Raw genomic sequence first — 20,906 nt, 5'->3', positions numbered from 1 at the left:
CTCCCGCCCCCACTGCAACCGGCCAGTGCGGTCACGCGGCCTGTGCTCCTCACACTACGCCGTGTTGCAGCACGCCGGGGCGTTCCGCTTCTACCCCGTTCAACCCGTGCGACAACACGTCCAGGCGCTCTACCGTCTCGGATGGTCCGCGATCCACATTGCCAAGGCCGCCAACACCACCGAAAGCCACGTCATCAAAATACTCGAAGGCAAACCGCGGCATACACGCAAAGAAACCGCTCGTGCCATCCTCGCGCTGCCGCTCGTGCCCGGCGCCGCCGAACGTCAACACCACAACCCCGTCGGCACCGTGCGTCGACTCCACGCACTCATGCGTGTCGGATGGTCAGCGCACACCATCGCGCAACGATGCGGAAGCACACTAGCCACCATACGCGGCGCCAGCCGAGGCATCGTCTCCTACCGCACAGCCTCACTCGTAGCACAGGTGTACGAAGAGTTGTCCGGCACACCAGGGGACAACCCCAACACCGCCAAAACGGCACGCGTCCTCGGCTACCCGTCCCCGATGGCCTGGGACGATGACACCATCGACGACCCCAAGGCGAAACCTCGGGGGATAGCGAACAAACCCGCCCCCAAACCACACAGCTACGTCGACGGTTGCGTGGTGTCACGGCTCATCATGGGACAACACCAGGGCCTCAGGCCGTCCCGCGCTGAACGCGACGCTGCCCTACTCGCCCTAGATCGCGCCGGACTCAACTACGCCGCTATCGGCGGACGCCTCGGGATGGACACCGACTCGGCGGAGCGCGCGTTGATGCGCGCAAAAGCACGCCAACGTCAAGGCCAACAGAAGGGGGCGGCGTGATGCACCTGTGTCAACAGTCTGGCTGCACCAAGCCGGCGGGTATCTACACGCGCGGCTACTGCAAAAGACACTACCGGAAGCGACTGCTGTACGGCGAATACGGCTACCGAGATGCCGAATCCGCACGTGCGCACGTGCGTCAACTTCGTGCGCTGGGCTGGACCTATGAACAGATAGCAGAAGCCGCTGGTATCTCTGCCTGGGTCGCACACCATCTTGACACTAGACCGAAGCGGCACGTGAAAGCAGAGACCGAACGTGCCCTTCTCGCCGTACCGCTCGTGCCGCGTGCGTCGCATCGACCGGTGAGCCACATCGGCACCCAGCGACGTGTTCGCGCGCTCATGCGGATGGGATGGACCACCGAGGAAGTAGCACGACGAGCCGGCATCAAAGTTCGCACCCTACGCACCGTCATCAGCCGAGGCGGCATGTCCTACAACATCCACCTCCGTGTCGCCCGCGTCTACGACGAACTATCACACACCCCTGGACCATCCGGCGGCGCAGCAGGCAAAGCACGCCACCTCGGATACGCGCCGCCGCTCGCATGGGATGACGACACCATCGACGACCCGAACGCGACACCGCAAGGCGTAGAACGCGACAGCGGCCGAACCCCATCCGCAGAATTGTACGAAGAAGTCAAGCACCTCGCTGGTTACGGTCTCAGCTCCCACGAAATAGCTAAGCGACTGGGCTGGACAGTTGTGCACGTCAACCGGATCAAAGCCACATACGCGACACCTACCGATTGGGGTGCGAGGAGCGCATGACACATCCGAAGCTGGACCGCATTCCCTGCTTCGACGAACGAAGCCGCAACTACGGCGTGCGTCGACTACTCGCCACACGCCCCGTCAAACGCAAACCCACAGCGTGGGTGCCGTGGACACCGCCACTTGACCAAGGCCGTGAAGGCGCCTGTGTGGGGTTCGCCTGGGCACACGAACTCGGCTGCACACCCGTGCCCGTCAACGTCAGCGACAACTACGCCCGAATGCTGTATCAAGCAGCACGAAGCGAAGACAGACTCATGGGCAACGACTTCCCTGAAGGCGCCTCACTCCTCGCCGGGGCGAAGTCTTGCCAAGCGCTAGGGCTCATCAAGTCCTACTACTGGGCGTTCAGCGTCGACGACGTCATCGACGCCCTTGTGGCACAAGGTCCCGTCGTGCTCGGACTCCCCTGGTACAGCGGCATGTACCAGACCGACAAGGACGGCATGGTCGACGTCACCGGCCACATCGTCGGCGGACACGCCCTCCTCGCCACCGGGTACGTACCAGACGCCCCGAATGGTGACCTCATCGTGTGGCAAAACTCCTGGGGACCCGACTACGGCAACAACGGGCAGGCGTTCATCCACGTGGATGACCTAAAACGACTTCTCGCCCAGGATGGGGAAGCATGCGTAGCAACCGACGTGAGCGCCTAGAAAGCCACAAACTATGAAAACCATCATCCACGTCAACCAACACATCATCCGCGCCAACATAAAAACAGGTGCACGAACACCACCCCTCACGGTCAAGACATACAAGTCGAACACCAAAGCTTCAGAAGTCACGATCACAGATCCAGCGTCGGGTGCTGTCGTCGCCAGGGTAGTTTATCGCCCCGATAACCCACTACCCTGTGGTGCTGTGTGCTAGATCGAGACGCACATGGACATAGAGGAGTAGAAGTGACGGCACTATGGCTATTGCTGGCCCTCAGCTTGATCGGCACTGTTGTCATCGTGTTCGAGGACAAACTAGCGCAGTGGATCGCGGTCCTGATGCGGCCGGTCTCGCTGCTGCGACGGATGCGACGCCGTGACCACTGAGCACCCCTTCATCCAACGCCTGCCGCCTGATCTGAGGCCGGCGCCGTCGGCGTCCTCGCCAATCGTCAACGGCGCACCGCCAACGGCGACGGCAACCGACACCGACATGCGCCGCTACGCCCTCGTGGCCCTGGAGAACGAGGCCGCAATCGTCGCCAGCACATCCGAGGGCGCCCGCAACGACGCGCTAAACAAGGCCGCCTTCCGCATGTACAGCAAGTACGTCACGGCTGGCCATCTCACCGGCGACGAAGTGGAGACGGCACTACTCAACGCCGCCGCACACTGTGGCCTAGGCGTGACCGAAGCCAGCCGCACCATCCGCAGCGGCAGGGACGCCGGCCTGAACAGCCCCAAGGAGGTGCAGCCGCAACCACGCAGGCATACACACACGGCACACACCATCGACGCCCCAGAATCACCGGGGGCCGCGGAAAACCGCACCCCCAACCCCGAAGGTGGCCGAAGTCTCCACGTCATCCGCGCCAGCAGCATCACACCGCGCCGCACCAAATGGCTATGGCAAGACCGCATCCCCCTCGGCGAACTCACCATACTGGCCGGACGAGGCGGCATCGGCAAATCCACGCTACTCGCCGAATGGTGCGCATGGATTACCACCGGCACGATGGAAGGCGAACACGAAAACACACCCCGAGACGTGCTCTACGTCTACAACGAAGACGACCTCGCCAGCACCATCGTGCCGCGCCTCCTCGTTGCCGGAAACAAACTCAACACCGACCTCGACCGCGTACACCCGGTACGCGTCCGTGAAGGCGACACCTGGGACCGCGTCATGCTCCCCGCGGACTGCGCACTCATCCGCGACGCCATCCAACACACCGGGGCGGTCGCCGTATTCATCGACCCCCTATCCAGCAACCTCACGGCCAAGAACAACGACCAGAAGGAGATGCGCGCCGCCCTCGAACGCGTCCGGGGCATGGCCGAAGACACCGGCGTCGCCATCGTCGGACTCGCCCACCTCCGCAAAGCACAGTCCACGAACATCGTCGAAGCGATGATGGGATCCGTCGAGCTGGGCAACGTCGCCAGGGCCATCCTCGGCGCCGTTCTCGACCCTGACCAGGAGGGCACAGCCATCCTGTCACAGGAGAAGAACAACAAAGGCCGCATGGACCTCTCGTCATACCGCTACCGAACAGCCGAAGTTGTTGTGCCGGGGGTCACAGATGGCGGTAGACCCATCACCACATCGAAGATCCAGTGGGAGGGCAAGGCCGACATCACGGCATCCGACATCATGCACGACGCGGTAGCCAGCGGACTGGTCGGGAAGTCCGCCCTCAAGGAAGCCGCCACCTTCCTCATCGACTACCTGTCGATGCCTAACAACGGCGGAAGCGCAACGAAGCGGGACGTCCTCAAGGCCGCCTACACGGAAGGGCACTCTAAGTCAACAATCGAACGCGCTGCGGCACGACTGGGGCTCGAATCAGTCTCTTCCGGAACCGGGCCATCTCGCATATGGCGCATCCCGATCAAGGTCGAAGCTCCTCCACCTCCTCAGTACTGGGAGTGAGGCGTTGAGGGAAGTGAAGCAAATGGAAACAGACAGTAGTCGCTGTCACAGAGAGTGATTCTTTGCCTCAGTGTTGAGGAGAGGTGAAGAGAATAAAAGACCAGGTAGATATATATATTCTCTCTTCTCCTCTCCTCCTCACAGGGACACACTGAGGCGCATCTACTTAACACAAGAGTAGGGAAGGGTGACCTAACCACCATGGACAGGTTTGAACTAGTTCGGCACTCCTACAACCAACGGCTGCTCTGCCTCATCGACAACCAAGAACTTCGGATTACATGCATGACCATCGACGAAGCCTTCGAGTTGGCCAGCATCATCGAGAACGGCGCCATGCGAGCCAACTCGGCTAGAGCCGACCAGGACGTGGCCCGGTGAACACCGTCGACGTTTTCGTGCCCGGCAGGCCCGCTCCGCAGGGTTCTAAGCGGCACGTCGGCAACGGCGTCATGGTCGAATCGTCGAAACACGTCAAACCCTGGCGTCAGGACGTGCGAGAAGCCGTACTCAACGCCATGGATGGCCAAAGCGGCTGGGCCAGGGGCGTACCCCTGTGGGCGCGGATCGAGTTTCTGATGCCCAGGCCGTCCACTGCCCGACGCGGCGACGCGTGGCATGTGAAGCGGCCCGACCTCGACAAGTTGGTTCGCGCCGTTCTCGACGCTGTTGGGTCGGCCGGGCTGTGGGCCGACGACTCACAGGTGGCGTCCCTATCGGTGTCAAAGATGCTGGTGCGAAACCACGATGCCAGCGGTTGTCATGTGATTGTTGGTGAGCTGCGATGAACTTCCCCGGGCTGTCTGGATGTGCGCATTCGGATCTCGCTCCCCTCGGCCTTTACACATGCCTCGAAGGTGTCAAGATGCAGCGTCTGGGTGAGGATGGTAAGCGGACGCAGATGCGCCTGTACGTGTGTCTGACCTGCAATGCGGTGATTGCTGGCGAGGTGACCTCGTGAAGGACTGGCGCGTACATCTCCTGCACCCGCGTGATGGGGATGTATGCCGCGTGTGGGTGTCGGTCGGAATGGTCGCTGACGTGCTCACGCCCCCGCAGGCCCGTGAATTGGCCCTGAGGCTGTCAGAGACGGCCGATCGGGCTGAAGACGAGGTGCTGGGGTCATGACTGACCTTGGGCGGCTCTATGACGAAATCAGGGTCTCAATCGGCCGTTTGATCGAGCCCGGTGAAAGTGTCATCGAGCATGACGACGGGAGCACCGCAACTTACCTTGTGCCGAGCCTGCTGAATCAGCTCAGGCAGGCCGTCTACAACGGCCGAGACCCCCACGGCCGGCGATCCAGCGGCGTCGCCGCACCACTCAACCTCGACGCCGTAGACCTGCTCCAAACGGTCCGCTCAGGCGCGTGGGACATGGCTACTCGGTGGGACTACCGCGGCATCATCCGCATCGAGGACCAATTGGCGCACGTCCAGGTCGAGGCGTGTCGATGCGCCGAGCCTGACACCGTGTCCTGGGTCGCCTCGACAACGGCCGGTTGGGTGAAGTCCATCGGAGGCTTTCTTGACCCGCCCCGGCCACTGGAACTGGTGGCTCCGTGCCCGGCCTGCGGGGTGCGGACTGTGTATCGGCCTGATTCATCGGGGGAGGCTGTTCGTGTGGCCGCGTTGTCCTTGTCGCCAGATGGTTGCATCTGTTTGGCGTGTAAGTACCGGTGGCCGCAGACGCACTTTCGACACCTGGCCACAGTCCTCGGAATCAAATTCGAGTGGGATCTGTCACATTCCGAGGAAGGAGGTTGAAACGTGGCCCGACATGACCGATACTGGCAACTGCCCCACCAGACGTGTGTCTTCCGCCCGCACGATGCAGGTTCAAATCCTGCCCCCGGGGCCATCCGGAAAGGCGGTGAACCATGGCGAAGAAGACCCAGAAACACCGCCCCGAGCCTGAAGCCGCCAAGAAGCCTCCTGTCGACATCGTCCATGAAGCGCTCGCCAAGGCCGAGATCGACGACCGCCTACGCGTCGTTGGCATGACCGGTGTGATACAGGTGCTCACTCCGCAAGGATCTCTGTTGTGCATCCCCGCCACCGTCGGCATGAGCGAGTGGTCAGCAGAGAGCATGTTGCGCGCATATCTAATGCAGTTGGAGGACGACAACAGACTCGACTTCCCTGTCAGCGTCGATGAGGACCTGGATTCGCTCGACGACGACGAGGAAGACGACGAGTGAAATGTCGGTGCGCACGATGCCGGCGTGGCGGAAGAGACGTGAAGAACGTCCCGAGTCCTTCACCGCGCTCGACGAACTTAGCCGCGCACTTGACGCCACAGAGTTTCGACTCAACGCCGCGATAGATGCTCGCAAGTGGGACATCGCCGTTGAGCAGCTAGTAGAAAAGCGTCGACTACTCGCGCAGCTAGAGCGGTACATGGAAGGTTGAGCATGTCTAGTCCTTGGGATTTGGACCTCAACACGTGGGGCTGGATCGTTTGGGGTATGGCCTTCGTCGTTCTCGAAGGACACGCGCTACTCAAGGGCAACAACGAGACACTGAGCGAACATGCGTGGAGTTTCCAGCGCATCCGCGAATGGATGACCGCGAAGAACCGCCGCCCCGGTAAGGGCAAATCTAACGGCCTGTCATGGCGCCGCATCGTCATGGGTGTGTTCATGACATGGCTGTGGATTCACATGTTGTTCGGCACGATGACGTTGTCGAACCCCCTCCCTTGGTGAGGTTTCTGTATGTCCCTTGCGGACAGGCTCCGTGAGCCAACAAAGCGTCCTAGGTCGCAATGCACGTTCGGTCTCTTGCTCGGCAGACTTGAAGGCGCCGACAGGAAGGCACTAGACACCGCTCTCGCAGACGAGCGTTACACGTCGCGGAACATCGCAGAAGCCTTGCAGGCAGAAGGCTACGACATGCGGGCGGCAACGGTTCGCCGGCATCGACGCGGAGAGTGCTCCTGTGAGCATCAGAATAAAGAGCACTACCAGAGTCGCATGAAGGCCAGTCCCTCGCATGGGTAATCTCGCTGACCGGCTTTCGCAGCCTACGCAGCCTGATGCGAAACGGCCGCGGGCTTCAGCACCCAAGGGGTTTGAACCCGGTGTCAGGTATGACGCGACCGGGCCGGTAGAAGTCACTGTCCAGCTCGACGAAATTCCCGAGGATGAGCAGCACTGGCGCGACGAGATCCAACGCGTAGTTCCCAACCTGACGATCCCGTCAGACAAACGCGTCGTTTTGACCCAGGTAAGATTCTGGGGAGACCCTGGGTCGCCGTCGGTCTACTGTCGCTTCGCCATCGAGGATCGGGATTCTGGTACCTCCGCCACCCTCGACGTCAACGATATCGTCAAGGTCGTCAAGGCCACCAGGCGTAAGCAGACACCCAGAGCAGCCGGTACGGGTCGTGCTCTCGTTGTGGCGTATGCAGACCTACAGGTCGGCAAGGTGGGATCTCGTGGCGGCAGCGAAAAGCTTGTTGACCGGATCCTGGCCAAGCTCGACGCACTGGACGAGTACACCAAGCAGAATCCCTGCGACTCGGCCTATCTGATCGACTGCGGTGACTGTGTCGAATCGTTTGAGAACACGCCACAGCAGTCGTTCACCAATGATCTGTCGTTCCCCGAGCAGTTGCGGCTGGCGAGACGGCTCTTCACCGAGGCGGCGACGCGGCTTGCAGCCCGCCACTCTCGCGTCGTGTGTGCCGGTGTGCCGAGCAACCATGGACAGTGGCGACGGGGCAAGGATCGACTTGGTCGACCTGGCGACGACTACGGCCTGGAGACTCTGACCGCCGTCGCCGACGCGTTCAGCCTCAATCCCGACGTCTTCGGACACGTGTCGTTCGTCGTCCCGGACATGTGGCAAGAGACCATCGCACTGGACGTGCACGGAACCATTCTCGCCGTGACACACGGCCACCAGGTCACCCGTCCCGAGCGCATCCCGCAGTGGTGGGCTGGACAGGCGCTCGGTGGACAACCGGCCGCAGATGCCGACCTGTTGTTGACAGGGCATTTCCATCATCTTCGGGTGCAGCCTGTTGGGAGATCGCAACACACTGGCCGCTCCCGGTGGTGGATACAAGCACCCACGATCGACAATGGGTCGGACTGGTATCGGCTCAACAGGGGGGAAGACTCAGATCCCGGACTGCTGGTGTTCACCGTCGATGAATCGGGCTGGGACGGTCTGAAGGTGCTGTGATGTACCTGAGTGCTGAGCAGTTGAGAGAACACGTTGAGCGGTTGGGTCTTCGGGAGGCGATCGTACGCATCCCCCCGCACTGGATTGACTCAGGGTGTTTCAAGTCGGATAGCCTACGTGCGTACTGGGCGGATGCTCGATGCAGGCTTCTGCTGGAGCGCCCGATGTTCCAAACCGACGAGGAGCAGATCGTTTACCTGTTGCGACTGAGCAACAAGGGGAACGATCTGCAACATTCGGGGGACTCAAACAGCACGGCCCACTTCTCTGCTTAGGGGTAGCTTCCTTTTGGGGGACACTCTTGTTATTGCGGGCCACGCTGCTTACGGACTACGTGCACAGCACCGCCCTGAGCACCGACGTTCATGGGTAGTAGATGCAGACACATCATGAGTCACCTGTGTGTACTCCTGATTGGTTGTTGCTATGACAGACAGACGTGGTCGCTCTGGTCGTCCATTTGAACGCTTGAAACGACAGCTTAAGCTCGAAGGTTTCAACATCTGTTGGCTGTGCTCAAAACCAATAGACCTGAGTCTGCACTGGACCCACCCATGGTCCTGGTCCCTGGACCACGCAGTGCCGCTGTCCCGTGGTGGTGATCCGCTGGATATGGCGAACGCCCGTGAAGCGCATCGTAGATGCAATGTGTCTCGTGGCATTAAGCCTCCAGAAGAAGTCATCAATCCGAAGAATAGCAGGATTTGGTAACACCACATACGATATGGCATCTGGTGTCCTGTTCCTACGAAGCTATCGATGTTCTTAGGAAGGAACAGGAGAGCAGGATAGGGATATATCCTCCGCTTAGGGGACCTAGGGGGGTACCCTTTAGCCCGTTTGAGTGAGCGGCAGGAAGACCCCGCCCTCTTCCTTTTTTCTCTCTCTGTTTTGAGCACTTCGCAGTTGATGTTGGTCGTTGTATAGCCGCAGGTCAGAGGCCGTGTCGGCCATGAGCAGGGATGAGCTATGGCTAACGTGATCACAGACCTGCGTAGCGGTACGCGTTCGTTCGTGGTGCTGCCGTCGGAGGCGCGTACCGCGTCGCCTGACACGATGGAGTTTGAGGGTCTTGGGCGCGCATCTGGTCTGGTTGTGGTTGTGGATGTGACGGCCGCTGACTTGACGGCGGACATCATTGTGAAGCTTCAGGGTGTAGACCGCGTGGCAAGCGGTAAGACCTGGGACATTTTGACGTCGGCATCGCTGACTGCTGCTGGTACGACGGTGCTCCGCGTGCGACCCGGCATTACTGGGACAGCTAACGTCGCTGCTTCTGAGCCGCTGCCTTCTGTTGTGCGCATCTCTGTGACGCACGCGGGTTCGGGCAGTATTACGTATAGCGTTTCCGGCCACCTGGCATTTTAGGAGTTTAGGCTATGAGTACGTGGACCCCTGACCCGCGCGACCGAGTGCGCGCTCCCCTGTCATGCGGTGAGTTCATTATCGCGCCTGCCCTGATCGCCCGCTATGGCGCGGAGTCCTCAGACGTCTTCGAGGTGCGCGTTCGACCGGTCGAGGACCAGGACGACGTTTAGGTCTGCTGATGTCTGACTTGGGCAGCTTCATCAAAGATCCGGACGAGGTTTTGACTTACGTGTTCGACTGGGGCGAAGAGTACCTCGCCGTCGACGAGACGATCACAACCTCAAAGATGAAGGTGACTGGGCCTGCGGGTATTAACGTCGACTCGGAGACCAATGACGCCACTACGGCAACGGTGCAGCTCTCGGGTGGGGTTACCGGGTTTACGTACCGCGTTTCCAACAAGATCACAACGTCGAACGGCATTACCGCGGAGCGCAGCATCTCTATCACCATCGAACAGAGATAGCGAGGGAGGATGATCCTCCTTGGCTACCACGTTCGTCGGTGCTGCTAACACGACAACAGACAACTCTGCCACTGTTCCCACGGGCGTTCAGGACGGGGATATCTGTCTCGTCTTCTGCTACCGGCAGGATACCGGCGGGTCGACGGGAACCGGGTTCGCGCAGGTTTTTACACGGGACCTGACCTCGTCGAGTATTACCGTCCTCGTCAAGGAGGCGGCTGGCGAGGGAACGTCGTGGACGACCACTGACACGAACGCTACAGTCTCGATCGCGTTCCGCAATGCACGCATCCCGGCTACGTGGAACCAGGTTAGCGCCGCGAGCGGTGACACCGGGACTTTGACCGGTGTTACCGCGGGTTCGACGCTGCTGGACGTGTTCTCTAGCTGGAACACGACTGGTGCGGCGTCGACTCATAACACGCCGACGAACTACACCGCACCGGCTGATGGTTCGGTGACCGAAGAGCACGGCGCCGGCAACATGCGTGCGTCGACGTTCTATCGGTTGGACGCGCCAGCGGGCGACCATTCGGTGTCGAACACCAACACGTCGACGGTCAACGGTAGCGGCCTGATCGAGCTGCCGGCCGTCACCGATGCTACGGGCACGCTGGATGCCACAGCACCGGCCGCTAGCTCCTCGATGTCTGGCGCCGTCATTGTTGCTGGCGATCTCGCCTCGACCGCCCCGGCGGCAACCTCGTCTGCGTCTGGTGAGGTCACTGTTGCCGGCGATCTGTCACCAACGGCACCGGCCGCAACTGCCGCGTTCGAGGGCGAGATCCCCACGGCTGGCACGCTGGACACAACAGCCCCGGCCGCCAACGCGTCGATGTCTGGCACGGCCCAGACGATTGCTGCGACGGGCAGCCTGTCTGCCACTGCTCCGGCGGCTTCGTCGTCGTTCGAGGGCACGAAGATCGTCCCTAGCCCGCGCACGATTGTTGTTCCGGCTGAGGACAGAACGTTCGCTGTGCCTGCCGAAACGCGGCGCGTGGTGGTTCCGGCGGAGAACCGTGTGTACGTCGTCCCCAAGGATAGACATGCCTGAACTGCGTGACGAGATCGCGTCCGGTGACAGACGCCGTGCCCTGGAGGCGCTGCGCGACGAACTGGCCGACGCGATCACCCATATCACGGGTGCTATGCGGGACAGCGCCGGCCTGTGTCGACGGTGCAAGGGCGAAGTCGGCATGAGTGGTCTCGCGTCGATGGTGAACCAGCTACGCGGCGTTCTCGACTCACTGGACGCGATCCCGGACACGACTACGCAGAGCACGCAGGATGAGCTGTTGGCTAAGCGGTTGAAACGGGGCCTGGTCGTCGGTGAGGTGGCCGAGGGTGACCCGTTCTCTGGGAAGTCTTCGCCTCGTAGGTCTGGTTCGCGTCGACCCGGTGGAGGCCGTAAGCCGAAGGCCGGCGCGTGATATTCGGACACCAGCAGCCGAGGATCTTCACTGCTCCCACGCAGCGTGTCCGCCCCGCGGGTAGTGAGTGCCTGGAGTTCTTGGACTCTGTCGGGGTTCAGCTCGACCCTTGGCAGGCGTTTTTGGTGCAGGAGGCGCTTGCAGAGTCGGATGACTACTACGATCACCCGCTGTTCGGGCTGCGGATGCCGAAATACGCCGCTGCTGAGGTCGGCATCATGGTGTCCCGCCAGAACGGTAAGGGAACTGTGCTCGAAGCGTTGGAGCTGTTGGGACTGTTCCTACTGGGTGAGAAGTTCATCGTTCACACTGCACACGAGTTCAAAACGGCCGAAGAAGCTTTTGAGCGTCTGTGCGGCAGGATCGACAGCAATCCGGAGCTGAAGAAGAAGGTTTTGCGGGCGCCCAAAGGCAACGGCAAAGAGGGTGTCATCCTCCGCAACGGACAGAAGATCCGTTTCGCGACACGCACCAAGAGCGGTCTTCGTGGTTTCGCTGAAGTGGACCGCCTGATCTTCGATGAGGCGATGGTGCTGTCGCCGATTCAGGTGCGGGCCTCGATGCCCACGATGCGTGCGGCGCCCAATCCGCAGCTTGTCTACACGGGTAGCGCGGGCGACAAGGATTCAGTCCAGTTTGGCCGGGTACGTTCTCGCGCACTCAAGGGTGGCGAGCCACGCCTGATGTACGCGGAATGGTCAATCGATCCGTGCACGGACTTTTGCCCGCCCGACTGTGCCGATCATGATCCTGTGTATGACGTCGAGTCGTACGCTAAGGCCAATCCTGGACTTGGCTATCGGGTCACCGTCGAGCACATCGAACTAGTTGAACGCCCCTCTATGGACGAGGAGTCGTTCAAGCGCGAGTTGCTGGGCGTCGGTGACTGGCCGGTTGAGGGCGAGGCGTGGCGCGTCATCAGCGAGGAGCACTGGCAGTCGTGCCTCAACGAAGTATCAGCCCCACAGTTCCCCGTCGTGTTCGCTGCCGACGTTACCCCGTCCCGCTCACATTCGTGCATTGTCGTTGCTGGCCTCAACGGGGACCAGGCGCACACCGACGACTGCCGGCCTGGCGCATGTGACTGCCCACCCGTGGTGCACGTCGAGATCACCGGGCCACCCGTGGACCACAAACGGGGTGACAATTGGGTCATTCCGCGCCTGGTTGAGTTGTGTCAACAGCACCAAGCCCATGGCGTGGCGATCGACAAGGCCACTCCTGCGGGATCGTTTGTTGACGAGCTGGAAGCCAAGAAGATCAAGATACTGACACCGACGTTGCGTGACTACGCCCAAGCCTGTGGCTCGTTCTACGCGGCCACACGCCGACCAGTTCCCACGCTCGCACATCTCGGCCAGGCGACGTTGACGAGCGCGGTTTCCGGTGCCGACAAGCGCCATGTTGGCGGACTGTGGGCATGGGATCGCGTCAACACCAACGTCGACATTTCTCCTCTTGTTGCCGCCACCTTGGCGTACTGGGGCGCCATGAAGGCAGTAACGAATCCCCCGACGGAAGTTGATTTCGCGTGGGGCGCCCCAATGGGAAGGTAGGCAGCCTGTTGAATCGAGTGTTGCGCGCCCGGCTTCGCGAGACAGTAGTGGTGTCTCTCAAGTCCCGGGCCACCTTCCGCGGCGTACTCATGGACGCAGATTCTCACGCCCTGGTTCTGCGCAACGTAGAGGCGTTGCACGTCGAGACCGTCGATAGTGATCCACCCAAGCTTGACGGAGAGCTCATCGTCCTTATTAAGGACGTCGACTACATTCAGCGGACGGGAACGTGAGGTGAGTCGTGTTCATCTCACAAGGCCGACCTGTCCGCACATACTCTCATAATACTGAGGCACGAGGGTTCACAACATCCTTGTGGGATCTGTTCACCGGTCCCACACTCGTCTCTGACCGCGAGCTGATCAGTACAGACTTCTTGTCATATGTGCATGGCGCGTTCAAGGGCAACGGGCCGATCTTTTCGTGTATCGCCGCGCGACAAATGGTGTTCAGCGAGGCTCGGTTTCGTTGGCGTCGCTTCGAGGGTGGCCGACCCACTGAATTGTTCGGTAACCAAAGCTTGCGTATCCTGGAGCGGCCTTGGCGTAACGGTACCACCGGTGAACTGCTGGCCCGCATGGAGCAGGACGCAAGCCTTGCCGGCAACGCGTACTTCACGATCCGCGGTGGCGAGATCAAGCGTCTGCGTCCAGACTGGGTCACGATCGTTGTCGGTGTTCCCGGCGAAGAGGATTTGCCACCATCCGAGCGGTCTTCGCCGTTCGACTTGCGTGCACGCATCCTCGCCTACGTCTATAACCCTACGGGGTTGCAGGTACCTAACCTTCTTGGGCCGCAAGTATCGGACGTGACGGAAGGCGAGATTCTGTTTCCGGAAGAGGTGTGCCACTACTCGCCGATTCCTGATCCAGAGTTCAACTTTGTGGGCATGTCGTGGTTGACACCTGTGGCTAGGGAGATCGAGGCGGACTCGCAGTCTACGATCCACAAGAAGAAGTTTCTGGAGAACGCCGCAGTTCCCAACATGGCGGTGAAGTTCAGCCCAGAAACCAGCAAAGACGACTTCAACAAGTTTGTTGAGAAGTTCAACGCCACACACAAGGGAGCACTCAACGCCTATCAGCCGCTCTTCCTCTACGGCGGTATTGACGTCACGCCACTAACCCACGATTTCAAGCAACTAGAGTTCACGCAGTCGATCGGTAAGGGTGAGTCGAGGATCGCGGCTGCTGCTGGGGTGCCGTCGAGCTGGGTGGGTTTCAGTGAGGGGCTTCAGGGATCGGCGTTGAACGCCGGGAACTTCTCGGCCGCTCGTCGTCGGTTCGCTGACGGAACGATCCGCCCGTTGTGGCGGATGGCTGCCGCGAGCCTCGAAACTCTGGTTCGACCGCCGGAAGGCGCGCATCTGTGGTACGACACATCTGATATCGCATTCCTGCGCGAGGACGAGACGGATCGCGCGGAGATTCTGCGCACCCAGTTGAGTGCCCTCAACCAGGGCATCATGTCCGGCTACGAACCGGACGCCTCAGTCGACGCGGTCATGAACTTCGATCTGGCTAGGTTGCGCGGGAAGCACACAAACAATGTGTCTGTGCAGATGCGGCCTCCTGTTGATGCCGAGGACAACAAGGCTGGTTTCGCGGCTGAGATTTTGGCGAAGCATGCAGATGCGATCAGCAAGCTGGCATCCAGCGACAAGTACGACTTTGACTCGATTGTTGACGCGGTCACGTCGGGAGACCTGAGCAGATTGCGGGTCAAAGCGGGTACCGACGACGCGTCTCCGGTTGACGACGCCGAATAAGAAACGCCCGCAAGGAGGAAGTATGTCTACGCCTGCACGACTCCTCACGCGGGCTTTCGAGTTTGAAGCCACAGATGACAAGCAGCACGGAGACGGTAGAACGCTCGAAGGATACGCTGCGGTTTTTGACGAGCCAACGGAGATAGATAGCTGGGAAGGCCGCTTTGTCGAGACTATCGCCAGGGGTGCGTTCCGCAAGACACTGCGTGAAGGCGAACCGGTTCTACAGTTTGACCACGGTAAGGACCCGAGAACCGGTACTGTGCCCATTGGTTCGTTTCAGAAGCTGAGCGAGGACGATCGAGGGCTTTCCGTTCAAGCTCGCTTGTTCGACAACCCTGTTGTTGAACCGATTCGTCAGGCGATCGAGGGCAGGGCCATCAAGGGGATGTCCTTCCGGTTTCGCGTTACACGTGATGAGTGGCGCGACAATGTCGGCAAGTTGCTGAAGGGCAACGAGATCGACGAACTTCTGTGGCATCCAGGTGACCGAGGACCATTGCAGCGCACCATTAAGGAAGTTCAACTATTCGAGCTTGGTCCTGTAGTTCATCCCGCCTACACCAGCACCACCGTTGGTGTCCGGTCGCTGACCGAGGAGGACCGCAAGGCGATTGCCGCCGAGTACGCCCGAACCGCTGCGGCCGACGAGGAGACCCGGGTTTCGGACAAGCCTTGGAGTCAGTTTAGCCAGGCGGATTACACGATTGAGCAGTGGCGCCGCGCGACGCTCATCGCCGTTAAGGGCTCGCAGTCGGACAACAAGGAAGATTACAAGCTTCCTGTTCGCGAACCGGACGGCACTTTGAACCGCAATGGTGTGCACGCCGCTGCCCAACGCATAGGACAGGTTGAGGGCGTATCGCCAGAGAAGGTGCGCGCCGCGGCCCGCAAGCTAGTGAGCCACTACCGGAATGACTTGAACGAGGATCCACCGGAGTCTCTGCTGTCCCTGGCGGGCATGTCCTCGTCCAAGTCTGACGACACCAAGTCCACTGATCCAGAAGAAGCCTCCGACGCCGTTCCCGAAAGGGGCACCTCGGAGAACACGCCCGCAGAACCCGCATCCGTCGACGCCGCCCATCGGGGCACCTCGGCACCTCCCGAGAAGCAGCCGGCCGCCAAGCCGGCGTCACGAAAGGAACAGCCACCGATGGCTGACGACAGGATGACGGTCGAGGAGCGAGAGGCGCGCAAGAGCGAGATTAAGGCGCGGCTCGCTGAGATCGACCAGGAATACAGCGGCGCCGAGCTGCCCGAGGACATCCAGCGCGAGTGGGGTGAACTGGACGAGGAGTTTGACGCGCACGAGCGCGCCATCGAAGCGGCGAATGTTCGCCGTGAGCGCCTGCGTTCGCTCGCGGGCGACGGCGAGCAGGGTCGTACCCTTCGCGGATCGGACACCGGCCGCAAGAGCGTGAGGCGCCCGGACAACATCTATGACCTGACCGAGATCCGCAACATGGCCCGGTCGATGGATGAGGTGGCCCAGCTCTACCGCGACAACGCGATGCGTGCCGCGGAGCAGGTCAAGAGCTACGGCAACGGCGTGGACCGCGCGAAGGCGCAGGAACGCCTTGAGCGTTTGCTGTGCAGCGTGGATGACGAACAGGGCAACCTGGCTCGCCGAATCCTCACCACCGGGTCGCCGCAGTACGAGCGCGCCTTCTTCAAGGCCGTCCGCAACGGCGGACGCGGCCTGACCTCCGAGGAAGACCGTGCCCTCTCACTTGGTGTGGACGCAGAGGGCGGTTTCGCTGTTCCGTTCATGCTGGACCCGAGTGTGATTCTCACTTCGGACGGCGTAGTGAACCCGCTTCGCCGCGTGGCACGCCAGGTCCAGATCGTCGGCAAGGAGTGGCAGGGCATCACGTCCGCGGGCATCACGGTGTCCCGTGCCGCTGAAAGTGCCGAGGCTACCGATAATTCGCCGACAATCGCCCAGCCTACGGTGCGCGCGAAGAAGGTTCACGCCTTCGTTGAGCTGACCCAAGAAATTGATCAGGACTGGGCTGCGCTGCGGTCCGAACTGACGATGATGTTGAATGACGCCAAGGAAACGGAGGAGGCCGCCGCGTTTGTGACCGGTGACGGCCTGGGTGAGAACCCGAGTGGTGTCGTGAACACACTGGCCGCGTCCAGTGAGGTTGCCGCCGGTCCGGCGTTCACGGTGTCTGACCTCTACGCCCTGGAAGAGGCACTGGGTGCACGGTTCCGTGCACGGGCAGCGTTCCTGGCTAACAAGGCGACCTACAACAAGATCCGCCAGTTTGACACCCAGGGCGGTGCGGACTTGTGGGTCAGGTTGGGCGCTGGCCAGCCTGGCGAGCTGATCGGCTATCCGGCGCTGGAGTCCACCGAGATGACGACCGATGTGTCTACGGCGGGTAGCCGGTATCTGCTGTTCGGCGACTTCCAGCAGTTCCTGATCGTGGACCGTGTTGGTATGTCGGTCGAGTTGGTTCCGCACCTGTTCGGCGTGAACCGCCGTCCGGTGGGCAAGCGGGGCATCTACGCGATGTGGCGTAACTCCTCGAAGATTCTGGTGGACAACGCTTTCCGCGTTCTGGAGGCGTCCGCCTAATTCCCTGAAGCGCTGATCCGCCCGCATGGGCGGGGTAGGTGCTTTCCGGTGTGTTGGCCGAGTCGACGGTAAAGAGCTGACTTCGCTGGGTCGACCAATGGCGTCAGCTTGCCTCACATCCTCATCCTCTCTTGTTTCGAAGGAAGTAGAGATGTCTCGTTACTGGGTAGGGAATCGTCTTAAGCGTGGTGCCCCAGCTACGTTTAAGACTTCTGGTGCCGAAACGGCAAGCACCACACACAGCACAGTACATACCGGCAAGAACACCGTTGCCGCCGTGAAGGTTGATGTGACGGCCGCGTCTGGTACGGGGCCGACTCTTGTGGTGGTCGTCGAGGGTTCCTCGGATGAAACCAACTGGGTTGAGGTTGGCCGCATCGGGACTGATTACCGGGTTGGCACCGTTGGGTCGGTGACCGCTTTCAGTGCGGTTGCGGACACCACGGGAGTGTTTCCCGCTATGGAGTTCATGCGTACTCGTTCAATTGTGGGTGGCACGACTCCGTCGTTCACGTTCTCTGTGACTGGTGAGTTGAGCTGAGGCGTTATGTCTGACGTTTTGGTTGCGAAGGTTTCGGGCGCCTTTCAGTACGAGGGGAAGTCTGTTGTTATCCACGCGGGTGTGACGACGGTGCGCGCAGGTCATCCTATGTTGAAGGGCCGCGAGTATCTGTTTCAGCCGTTGCGTGTGCATCACGACTACGACGTTCCCCGTCGCGGTGTCGAGGATGCTTCCGCCAATCCTGGCGAGAAGCGTCGACGTGGTCGTCCTCCGTTGCCGCGGGACGACAACGGCAACATCGTACGCGCTAAGTCCGAGTCCGAGGAGCCGTAATGTCAACGAGGATTGTTACTGGTGCACAGAACGCGGCCTGCGACGCCATTGTGGACCTCGTTGACGCTGGGGCTGCTGCCGGAACCATCAAGATTTACACCGGTACTCAACCTGCCTCGGCAAATGACGGTATTGGTACGTCTACATTGCTGGCAACGTTCACGCTGGCTGATCCGGCGTTTGGTGCTGCGGCAAGTGGTTCGGCCACCCTTGCCGGGACGCCGCTGACCACTACGGGAGACACTGACGGTACGGCTGGCTGGTTTCGTTGCGCCGATAGCGCTGGAGCTACAGTTTTTGACGGTGCTGTAGCAACGTCTGGCGCTGAGTTGAATCTCAACACGACGTCGATTTCAACTGGCGTCACGGTGGAGATCACGTCCGGTACGTTCACCATGCCGGCCGGGTAGTCATGGCACTGGGTGACACATACGCGACGCTGGCTGAGTTGAAGGATCGCCTCAACACCGACAAACCTGCGCATGACGACGAGCTAAAACTAGCTCTTGAGTCTGCGTCGCGCAGCATCGAAAAACACCTGGGTGGACGGCAGTTCAACGACGCTGTGACAGCGTCAGCGCGACGCTACTATCCGCTGCATAGCCGGTTGGTGTTCGTTGACGACTTTCACGAGCTGTCCACCTTGGTCGTGAAGTCTGATACGGCCGAAGACGGCACATACGCGACCACAATCGACGCGTCCGAGTACCAGGCCGAACCGTTGGACGGCATTCACGCCGGACTACCCGGCTGGCCGTTCTGGATGATTCGACTCGTCGGTGACGAGCTGTTTCTCAACACCAGGCGTCCGAGCGTACAAGTCACCGCCCGGTGGGGGTGGTCGGCTGTGCCGGCACCCGTGAAAGAGGCAACCCTGGCGTTGGCTGTGGAGAACTTCAAGATGAAGTTTGCGCCGTTCGGTGTCGCGGGCATGACCGAGTTTGGCACGGTGCGCGTTCGCGAGAACCCGAAGATTGCGCGGATGGTCGAGGACTACCAGATTGACAAAGTAATGGTGGCCTAATGGCATCACTGAAAGACATACGCAAGGCAATCAAAAGCACCCTTGACGCCAACTTGCCTGATCTGCATGTGTTCGCGCACTCGCCTGACGACGGTCTTATGCCTGCGCTGATCGTGATGCCTCGCCCCGGTAGCCCGGGTAGTCCGTTCGCTGAGTTCAACAAAGCAATGGCCAGGGGGCACGACGAATACCACCTTGACCTGTGGCTTCTTGTCGCGAACACGTTGGACGAAGAGGCACAGGACACTCTCGACGACTACCTCACGGGTTCTGGTCCGCGATCTGTTCGTGAGGTCATTTTCAACAACCAAAGTCTAGGACTTACCAACACCCAGGCGTTCATCACTGGCGCATACGGGTATGGAGGCGAGCCCGCACTAGGACGAATTCAAGGTGTCGGCGCGGTGCTTCAGATGTACGTGGTGACCAGCGGTTAGCGCTGGTTGATGAGAAGGGTACGGAGATGGCAGCTCTCACTTTGAATACTCTCGACTATGCAACCGGGGCTGTCCCTACCTTTGAGGCTGCCTCGACCTCCGACACCGTCAATGACGCCGGCAACGGGCATTCACACTTCTTGTGGTACAAGAACACAAACGCGGCTGCTCGCACGGTGACAATCACTGCACCGGGCAACACGCCTTACGAGCAGGCCAACCCAGACCCTTCGTTCACTTTGGCTGCTACCAGCGGTGAACTGATGATTCCGTTGCATCCTGCGTACCAAGACGCTAGCGGGCTTGTCACTATCACGCTCGATGCCATTGCGGGTGTCACGGTCGCATACGTGAGGACCCCGTAATGGTGATGCACCCTAAGTATGTACGTCTTGCTCCTCCCGCTGCTCCTCGCGAGGAGAAACCCGCGCCACAGGAGCGACAGTATTTGGTTGTTGGCCCGCGTCTTGTTAACGGCAAGAAGGCGGGCGAAACGGTCGTCCTTGCTCTAACGGACGAGCAGGAAAAGGCGCTGGTTGAGGCCGGGCACATCAAGCCTAAGCGCAAATCGGTGGAGAACCGCCGTCCGGCCGTGAGCGAGGAAAGAGAGCGACGGAACCATGGGTAAGTTCATTCTGACGGACGTCTTCGTCGAGGTGAACGGAGTCAACTTCTCCGACCACGTCAGCTCGGTAGAGGTCAGCGTGTCGCATGATGAGGTTGATGTCACCTCGTTCTCCGGTGGTGGTCGAGAACGTCTTGCTGGCCTGCGTGACGACTCGTTTACACTCAATTTTCAACAGGACTTCGCTGTTGGAGAAGTTGACGCTACCTTGTGGCCCTTGTTTAGCAACAAGACTGAGTTCACCGTGAAGGTTCGGGGCACTAGCGCGGCGATCTCGACGAGTAACCCGGAGTATAGTGCTACGTGCATCCTGCTGGAGTATCAGGCGCTTTCTGGCTCCCCCGGTGACCTGTCGGAGACGTCGGTGACGTTCCCGGCCCAGAGGTCTGGTATTGCCAGAGCAACGGTGTAATC

23 protein-coding genes are annotated in these 20,906 nt (G+C 60.6%); all 23 read left to right on the top strand.

All coding sequences use genetic code 11. The features are described 5' to 3' along the window. Positions 1 to 106: 106 nt before the first annotated feature. A complete protein-coding gene (locus tag IEY55_RS13905) occupies positions 107 to 835 on the top strand; it encodes a hypothetical protein (protein WP_229686350.1) in 729 nt (242 codons plus the stop codon). Beyond that, the gene (locus IEY55_RS13900) at positions 832 to 1,611 is read left to right on the top strand and encodes a hypothetical protein (RefSeq protein ID WP_189057798.1); all 780 of its coding nucleotides are present in this window, start codon (positions 832 to 834) and stop codon (positions 1,609 to 1,611) included. Before IEY55_RS13905 ends, IEY55_RS13900 begins: the two co-directional genes overlap by 4 nt. Next, positions 1,608 to 2,273: a C1 family peptidase gene (locus IEY55_RS13895; RefSeq protein WP_189057796.1), complete on the top strand. Its 666-nt coding sequence runs from the start codon at positions 1,608 to 1,610 to the stop codon at positions 2,271 to 2,273. The genes IEY55_RS13900 and IEY55_RS13895 overlap by 4 nt, the downstream gene beginning before the upstream one ends. Positions 2,274 to 2,522: 249 nt before the next feature. Next, positions 2,523 to 2,663, top strand: a complete 141-nt coding sequence (locus tag IEY55_RS13890) for a hypothetical protein (protein WP_189057794.1) — start codon at positions 2,523 to 2,525, stop codon at positions 2,661 to 2,663. Next, positions 2,653 to 4,209 (top strand): AAA family ATPase, encoded by a 1,557-nt coding sequence (locus tag IEY55_RS13885; RefSeq protein ID WP_189057792.1) that lies wholly within the window; start codon positions 2,653 to 2,655, stop codon positions 4,207 to 4,209. Before IEY55_RS13890 ends, IEY55_RS13885 begins: the two co-directional genes overlap by 11 nt. Positions 4,210 to 4,586: 377 nt before the next feature. Continuing rightward, complete coding sequence (locus tag IEY55_RS13880) at positions 4,587 to 4,997, top strand: RusA family crossover junction endodeoxyribonuclease (RefSeq protein ID WP_189057790.1); 411 nt, start codon at positions 4,587 to 4,589, stop codon at positions 4,995 to 4,997. Positions 4,998 to 5,333: 336 nt separating this feature from the next. Next, the gene (locus tag IEY55_RS13875) at positions 5,334 to 5,975 is read left to right on the top strand and encodes a DUF7341 domain-containing protein (protein ID WP_189057788.1); all 642 of its coding nucleotides are present in this window, start codon (positions 5,334 to 5,336) and stop codon (positions 5,973 to 5,975) included. Between the two features lie 113 nt (positions 5,976 to 6,088). Next, positions 6,089 to 6,409: a hypothetical protein gene (locus IEY55_RS13870; RefSeq protein ID WP_189057786.1), complete on the top strand. Its 321-nt coding sequence runs from the start codon at positions 6,089 to 6,091 to the stop codon at positions 6,407 to 6,409. Between the two features lie 267 nt (positions 6,410 to 6,676). Then, complete coding sequence (locus IEY55_RS13865; RefSeq protein ID WP_189057784.1) at positions 6,677 to 6,916, top strand: hypothetical protein; 240 nt, start codon at positions 6,677 to 6,679, stop codon at positions 6,914 to 6,916. Between the two features lie 286 nt (positions 6,917 to 7,202). Then, the gene (locus IEY55_RS13860; RefSeq protein WP_189057782.1) at positions 7,203 to 8,399 is read left to right on the top strand and encodes a hypothetical protein; all 1,197 of its coding nucleotides are present in this window, start codon (positions 7,203 to 7,205) and stop codon (positions 8,397 to 8,399) included. Between the two features lie 969 nt (positions 8,400 to 9,368). Beyond that, entirely contained in the window at positions 9,369 to 9,767 is a 399-nt protein-coding gene (locus IEY55_RS13855) for a hypothetical protein (RefSeq protein ID WP_189057780.1), read from the top strand. A gap of 11 nt (positions 9,768 to 9,778) precedes the next feature. After that, a complete protein-coding gene (locus IEY55_RS13850) occupies positions 9,779 to 9,937 on the top strand; it encodes a hypothetical protein (protein ID WP_189057779.1) in 159 nt (52 codons plus the stop codon). An 8-nt stretch (positions 9,938 to 9,945) separates the two neighbouring features. Further along, entirely contained in the window at positions 9,946 to 10,233 is a 288-nt protein-coding gene (locus IEY55_RS13845) for a phage fiber-tail adaptor protein (RefSeq protein WP_189057777.1), read from the top strand. A gap of 19 nt (positions 10,234 to 10,252) precedes the next feature. Beyond that, positions 10,253 to 11,287 (top strand): hypothetical protein, encoded by a 1,035-nt coding sequence (locus IEY55_RS13840; RefSeq protein ID WP_189057775.1) that lies wholly within the window; start codon positions 10,253 to 10,255, stop codon positions 11,285 to 11,287. Next, a complete protein-coding gene (locus tag IEY55_RS13835) occupies positions 11,280 to 11,663 on the top strand; it encodes a hypothetical protein (protein ID WP_189057773.1) in 384 nt (127 codons plus the stop codon). The genes IEY55_RS13840 and IEY55_RS13835 overlap by 8 nt, the downstream gene beginning before the upstream one ends. An 80-nt stretch (positions 11,664 to 11,743) precedes the next feature. Beyond that, complete coding sequence (locus tag IEY55_RS13830; RefSeq protein WP_229686349.1) at positions 11,744 to 13,219, top strand: terminase large subunit domain-containing protein; 1,476 nt, start codon at positions 11,744 to 11,746, stop codon at positions 13,217 to 13,219. Positions 13,220 to 13,532: 313 nt separating this feature from the next. After that, positions 13,533 to 14,987, top strand: coding sequence for a phage portal protein (locus IEY55_RS13825; protein WP_189057769.1), 1,455 nt, complete (start codon positions 13,533 to 13,535; stop codon positions 14,985 to 14,987). A 22-nt stretch (positions 14,988 to 15,009) separates the two neighbouring features. Further along, positions 15,010 to 17,571, top strand: coding sequence for a phage major capsid protein (locus IEY55_RS13820; protein ID WP_189057767.1), 2,562 nt, complete (start codon positions 15,010 to 15,012; stop codon positions 17,569 to 17,571). Positions 17,572 to 17,722: 151 nt separating this feature from the next. Continuing rightward, positions 17,723 to 18,112 (top strand): hypothetical protein, encoded by a 390-nt coding sequence (locus IEY55_RS13815; RefSeq protein ID WP_189057765.1) that lies wholly within the window; start codon positions 17,723 to 17,725, stop codon positions 18,110 to 18,112. A 293-nt stretch (positions 18,113 to 18,405) separates the two neighbouring features. Further along, positions 18,406 to 18,816, top strand: coding sequence for a hypothetical protein (locus IEY55_RS13810; RefSeq protein WP_189057763.1), 411 nt, complete (start codon positions 18,406 to 18,408; stop codon positions 18,814 to 18,816). 2 nt (positions 18,817 to 18,818) lie between these two features. Beyond that, complete coding sequence (locus IEY55_RS13805) at positions 18,819 to 19,430, top strand: hypothetical protein (protein WP_189057761.1); 612 nt, start codon at positions 18,819 to 18,821, stop codon at positions 19,428 to 19,430. Beyond that, positions 19,430 to 19,867: a hypothetical protein gene (locus IEY55_RS13800; protein ID WP_189057759.1), complete on the top strand. Its 438-nt coding sequence runs from the start codon at positions 19,430 to 19,432 to the stop codon at positions 19,865 to 19,867. The genes IEY55_RS13805 and IEY55_RS13800 overlap by 1 nt, the downstream gene beginning before the upstream one ends. A 620-nt stretch (positions 19,868 to 20,487) precedes the next feature. Beyond that, a complete protein-coding gene (locus IEY55_RS13795; protein WP_189057757.1) occupies positions 20,488 to 20,904 on the top strand; it encodes a hypothetical protein in 417 nt (138 codons plus the stop codon). Positions 20,905 to 20,906: the final 2 nt, after the last annotated feature.

It is taken from the genome of Longimycelium tulufanense (assembly GCF_014645795.1).
GTDB classification, from domain to species: Bacteria; Actinomycetota; Actinomycetes; order Mycobacteriales; family Pseudonocardiaceae; genus Longimycelium; species Longimycelium tulufanense.
This window is presented reverse-complemented; position numbering and strand designations above follow the sequence as displayed.

What these genes read in the sequence shown, in the direction of transcription:
- IEY55_RS13895 (WP_189057796.1), top strand. Translation starts at nt 1,608, where the DNA reads ATGACACATCCGAAGCTGGACCGCATTCCCTGCTTCGACGAACGAAGC.
- IEY55_RS13875 (WP_189057788.1), top strand. Translation starts at nt 5,334, where the DNA reads ATGACTGACCTTGGGCGGCTCTATGACGAAATCAGGGTCTCAATCGGC.
- IEY55_RS13870 (WP_189057786.1), top strand. Translation starts at nt 6,089, where the DNA reads ATGGCGAAGAAGACCCAGAAACACCGCCCCGAGCCTGAAGCCGCCAAG.
- IEY55_RS13865 (WP_189057784.1), top strand. Translation starts at nt 6,677, where the DNA reads ATGGCCTTCGTCGTTCTCGAAGGACACGCGCTACTCAAGGGCAACAAC.
- IEY55_RS13860 (WP_189057782.1), top strand. Translation starts at nt 7,203, where the DNA reads ATGGGTAATCTCGCTGACCGGCTTTCGCAGCCTACGCAGCCTGATGCG.
- IEY55_RS13855 (WP_189057780.1), top strand. Translation starts at nt 9,369, where the DNA reads ATGGCTAACGTGATCACAGACCTGCGTAGCGGTACGCGTTCGTTCGTG.
- IEY55_RS13850 (WP_189057779.1), top strand. Translation starts at nt 9,779, where the DNA reads ATGAGTACGTGGACCCCTGACCCGCGCGACCGAGTGCGCGCTCCCCTG.
- IEY55_RS13845 (WP_189057777.1), top strand. Translation starts at nt 9,946, where the DNA reads ATGTCTGACTTGGGCAGCTTCATCAAAGATCCGGACGAGGTTTTGACT.
- IEY55_RS13835 (WP_189057773.1), top strand. Translation starts at nt 11,280, where the DNA reads ATGCCTGAACTGCGTGACGAGATCGCGTCCGGTGACAGACGCCGTGCC.
- IEY55_RS13820 (WP_189057767.1), top strand. Translation starts at nt 15,010, where the DNA reads ATGTCTACGCCTGCACGACTCCTCACGCGGGCTTTCGAGTTTGAAGCC.
- IEY55_RS13815 (WP_189057765.1), top strand. Translation starts at nt 17,723, where the DNA reads ATGTCTCGTTACTGGGTAGGGAATCGTCTTAAGCGTGGTGCCCCAGCT.
- IEY55_RS13810 (WP_189057763.1), top strand. Translation starts at nt 18,406, where the DNA reads ATGTCAACGAGGATTGTTACTGGTGCACAGAACGCGGCCTGCGACGCC.
- IEY55_RS13805 (WP_189057761.1), top strand. Translation starts at nt 18,819, where the DNA reads ATGGCACTGGGTGACACATACGCGACGCTGGCTGAGTTGAAGGATCGC.
- IEY55_RS13800 (WP_189057759.1), top strand. Translation starts at nt 19,430, where the DNA reads ATGGCATCACTGAAAGACATACGCAAGGCAATCAAAAGCACCCTTGAC.
- IEY55_RS13795 (WP_189057757.1), top strand. Translation starts at nt 20,488, where the DNA reads ATGGGTAAGTTCATTCTGACGGACGTCTTCGTCGAGGTGAACGGAGTC.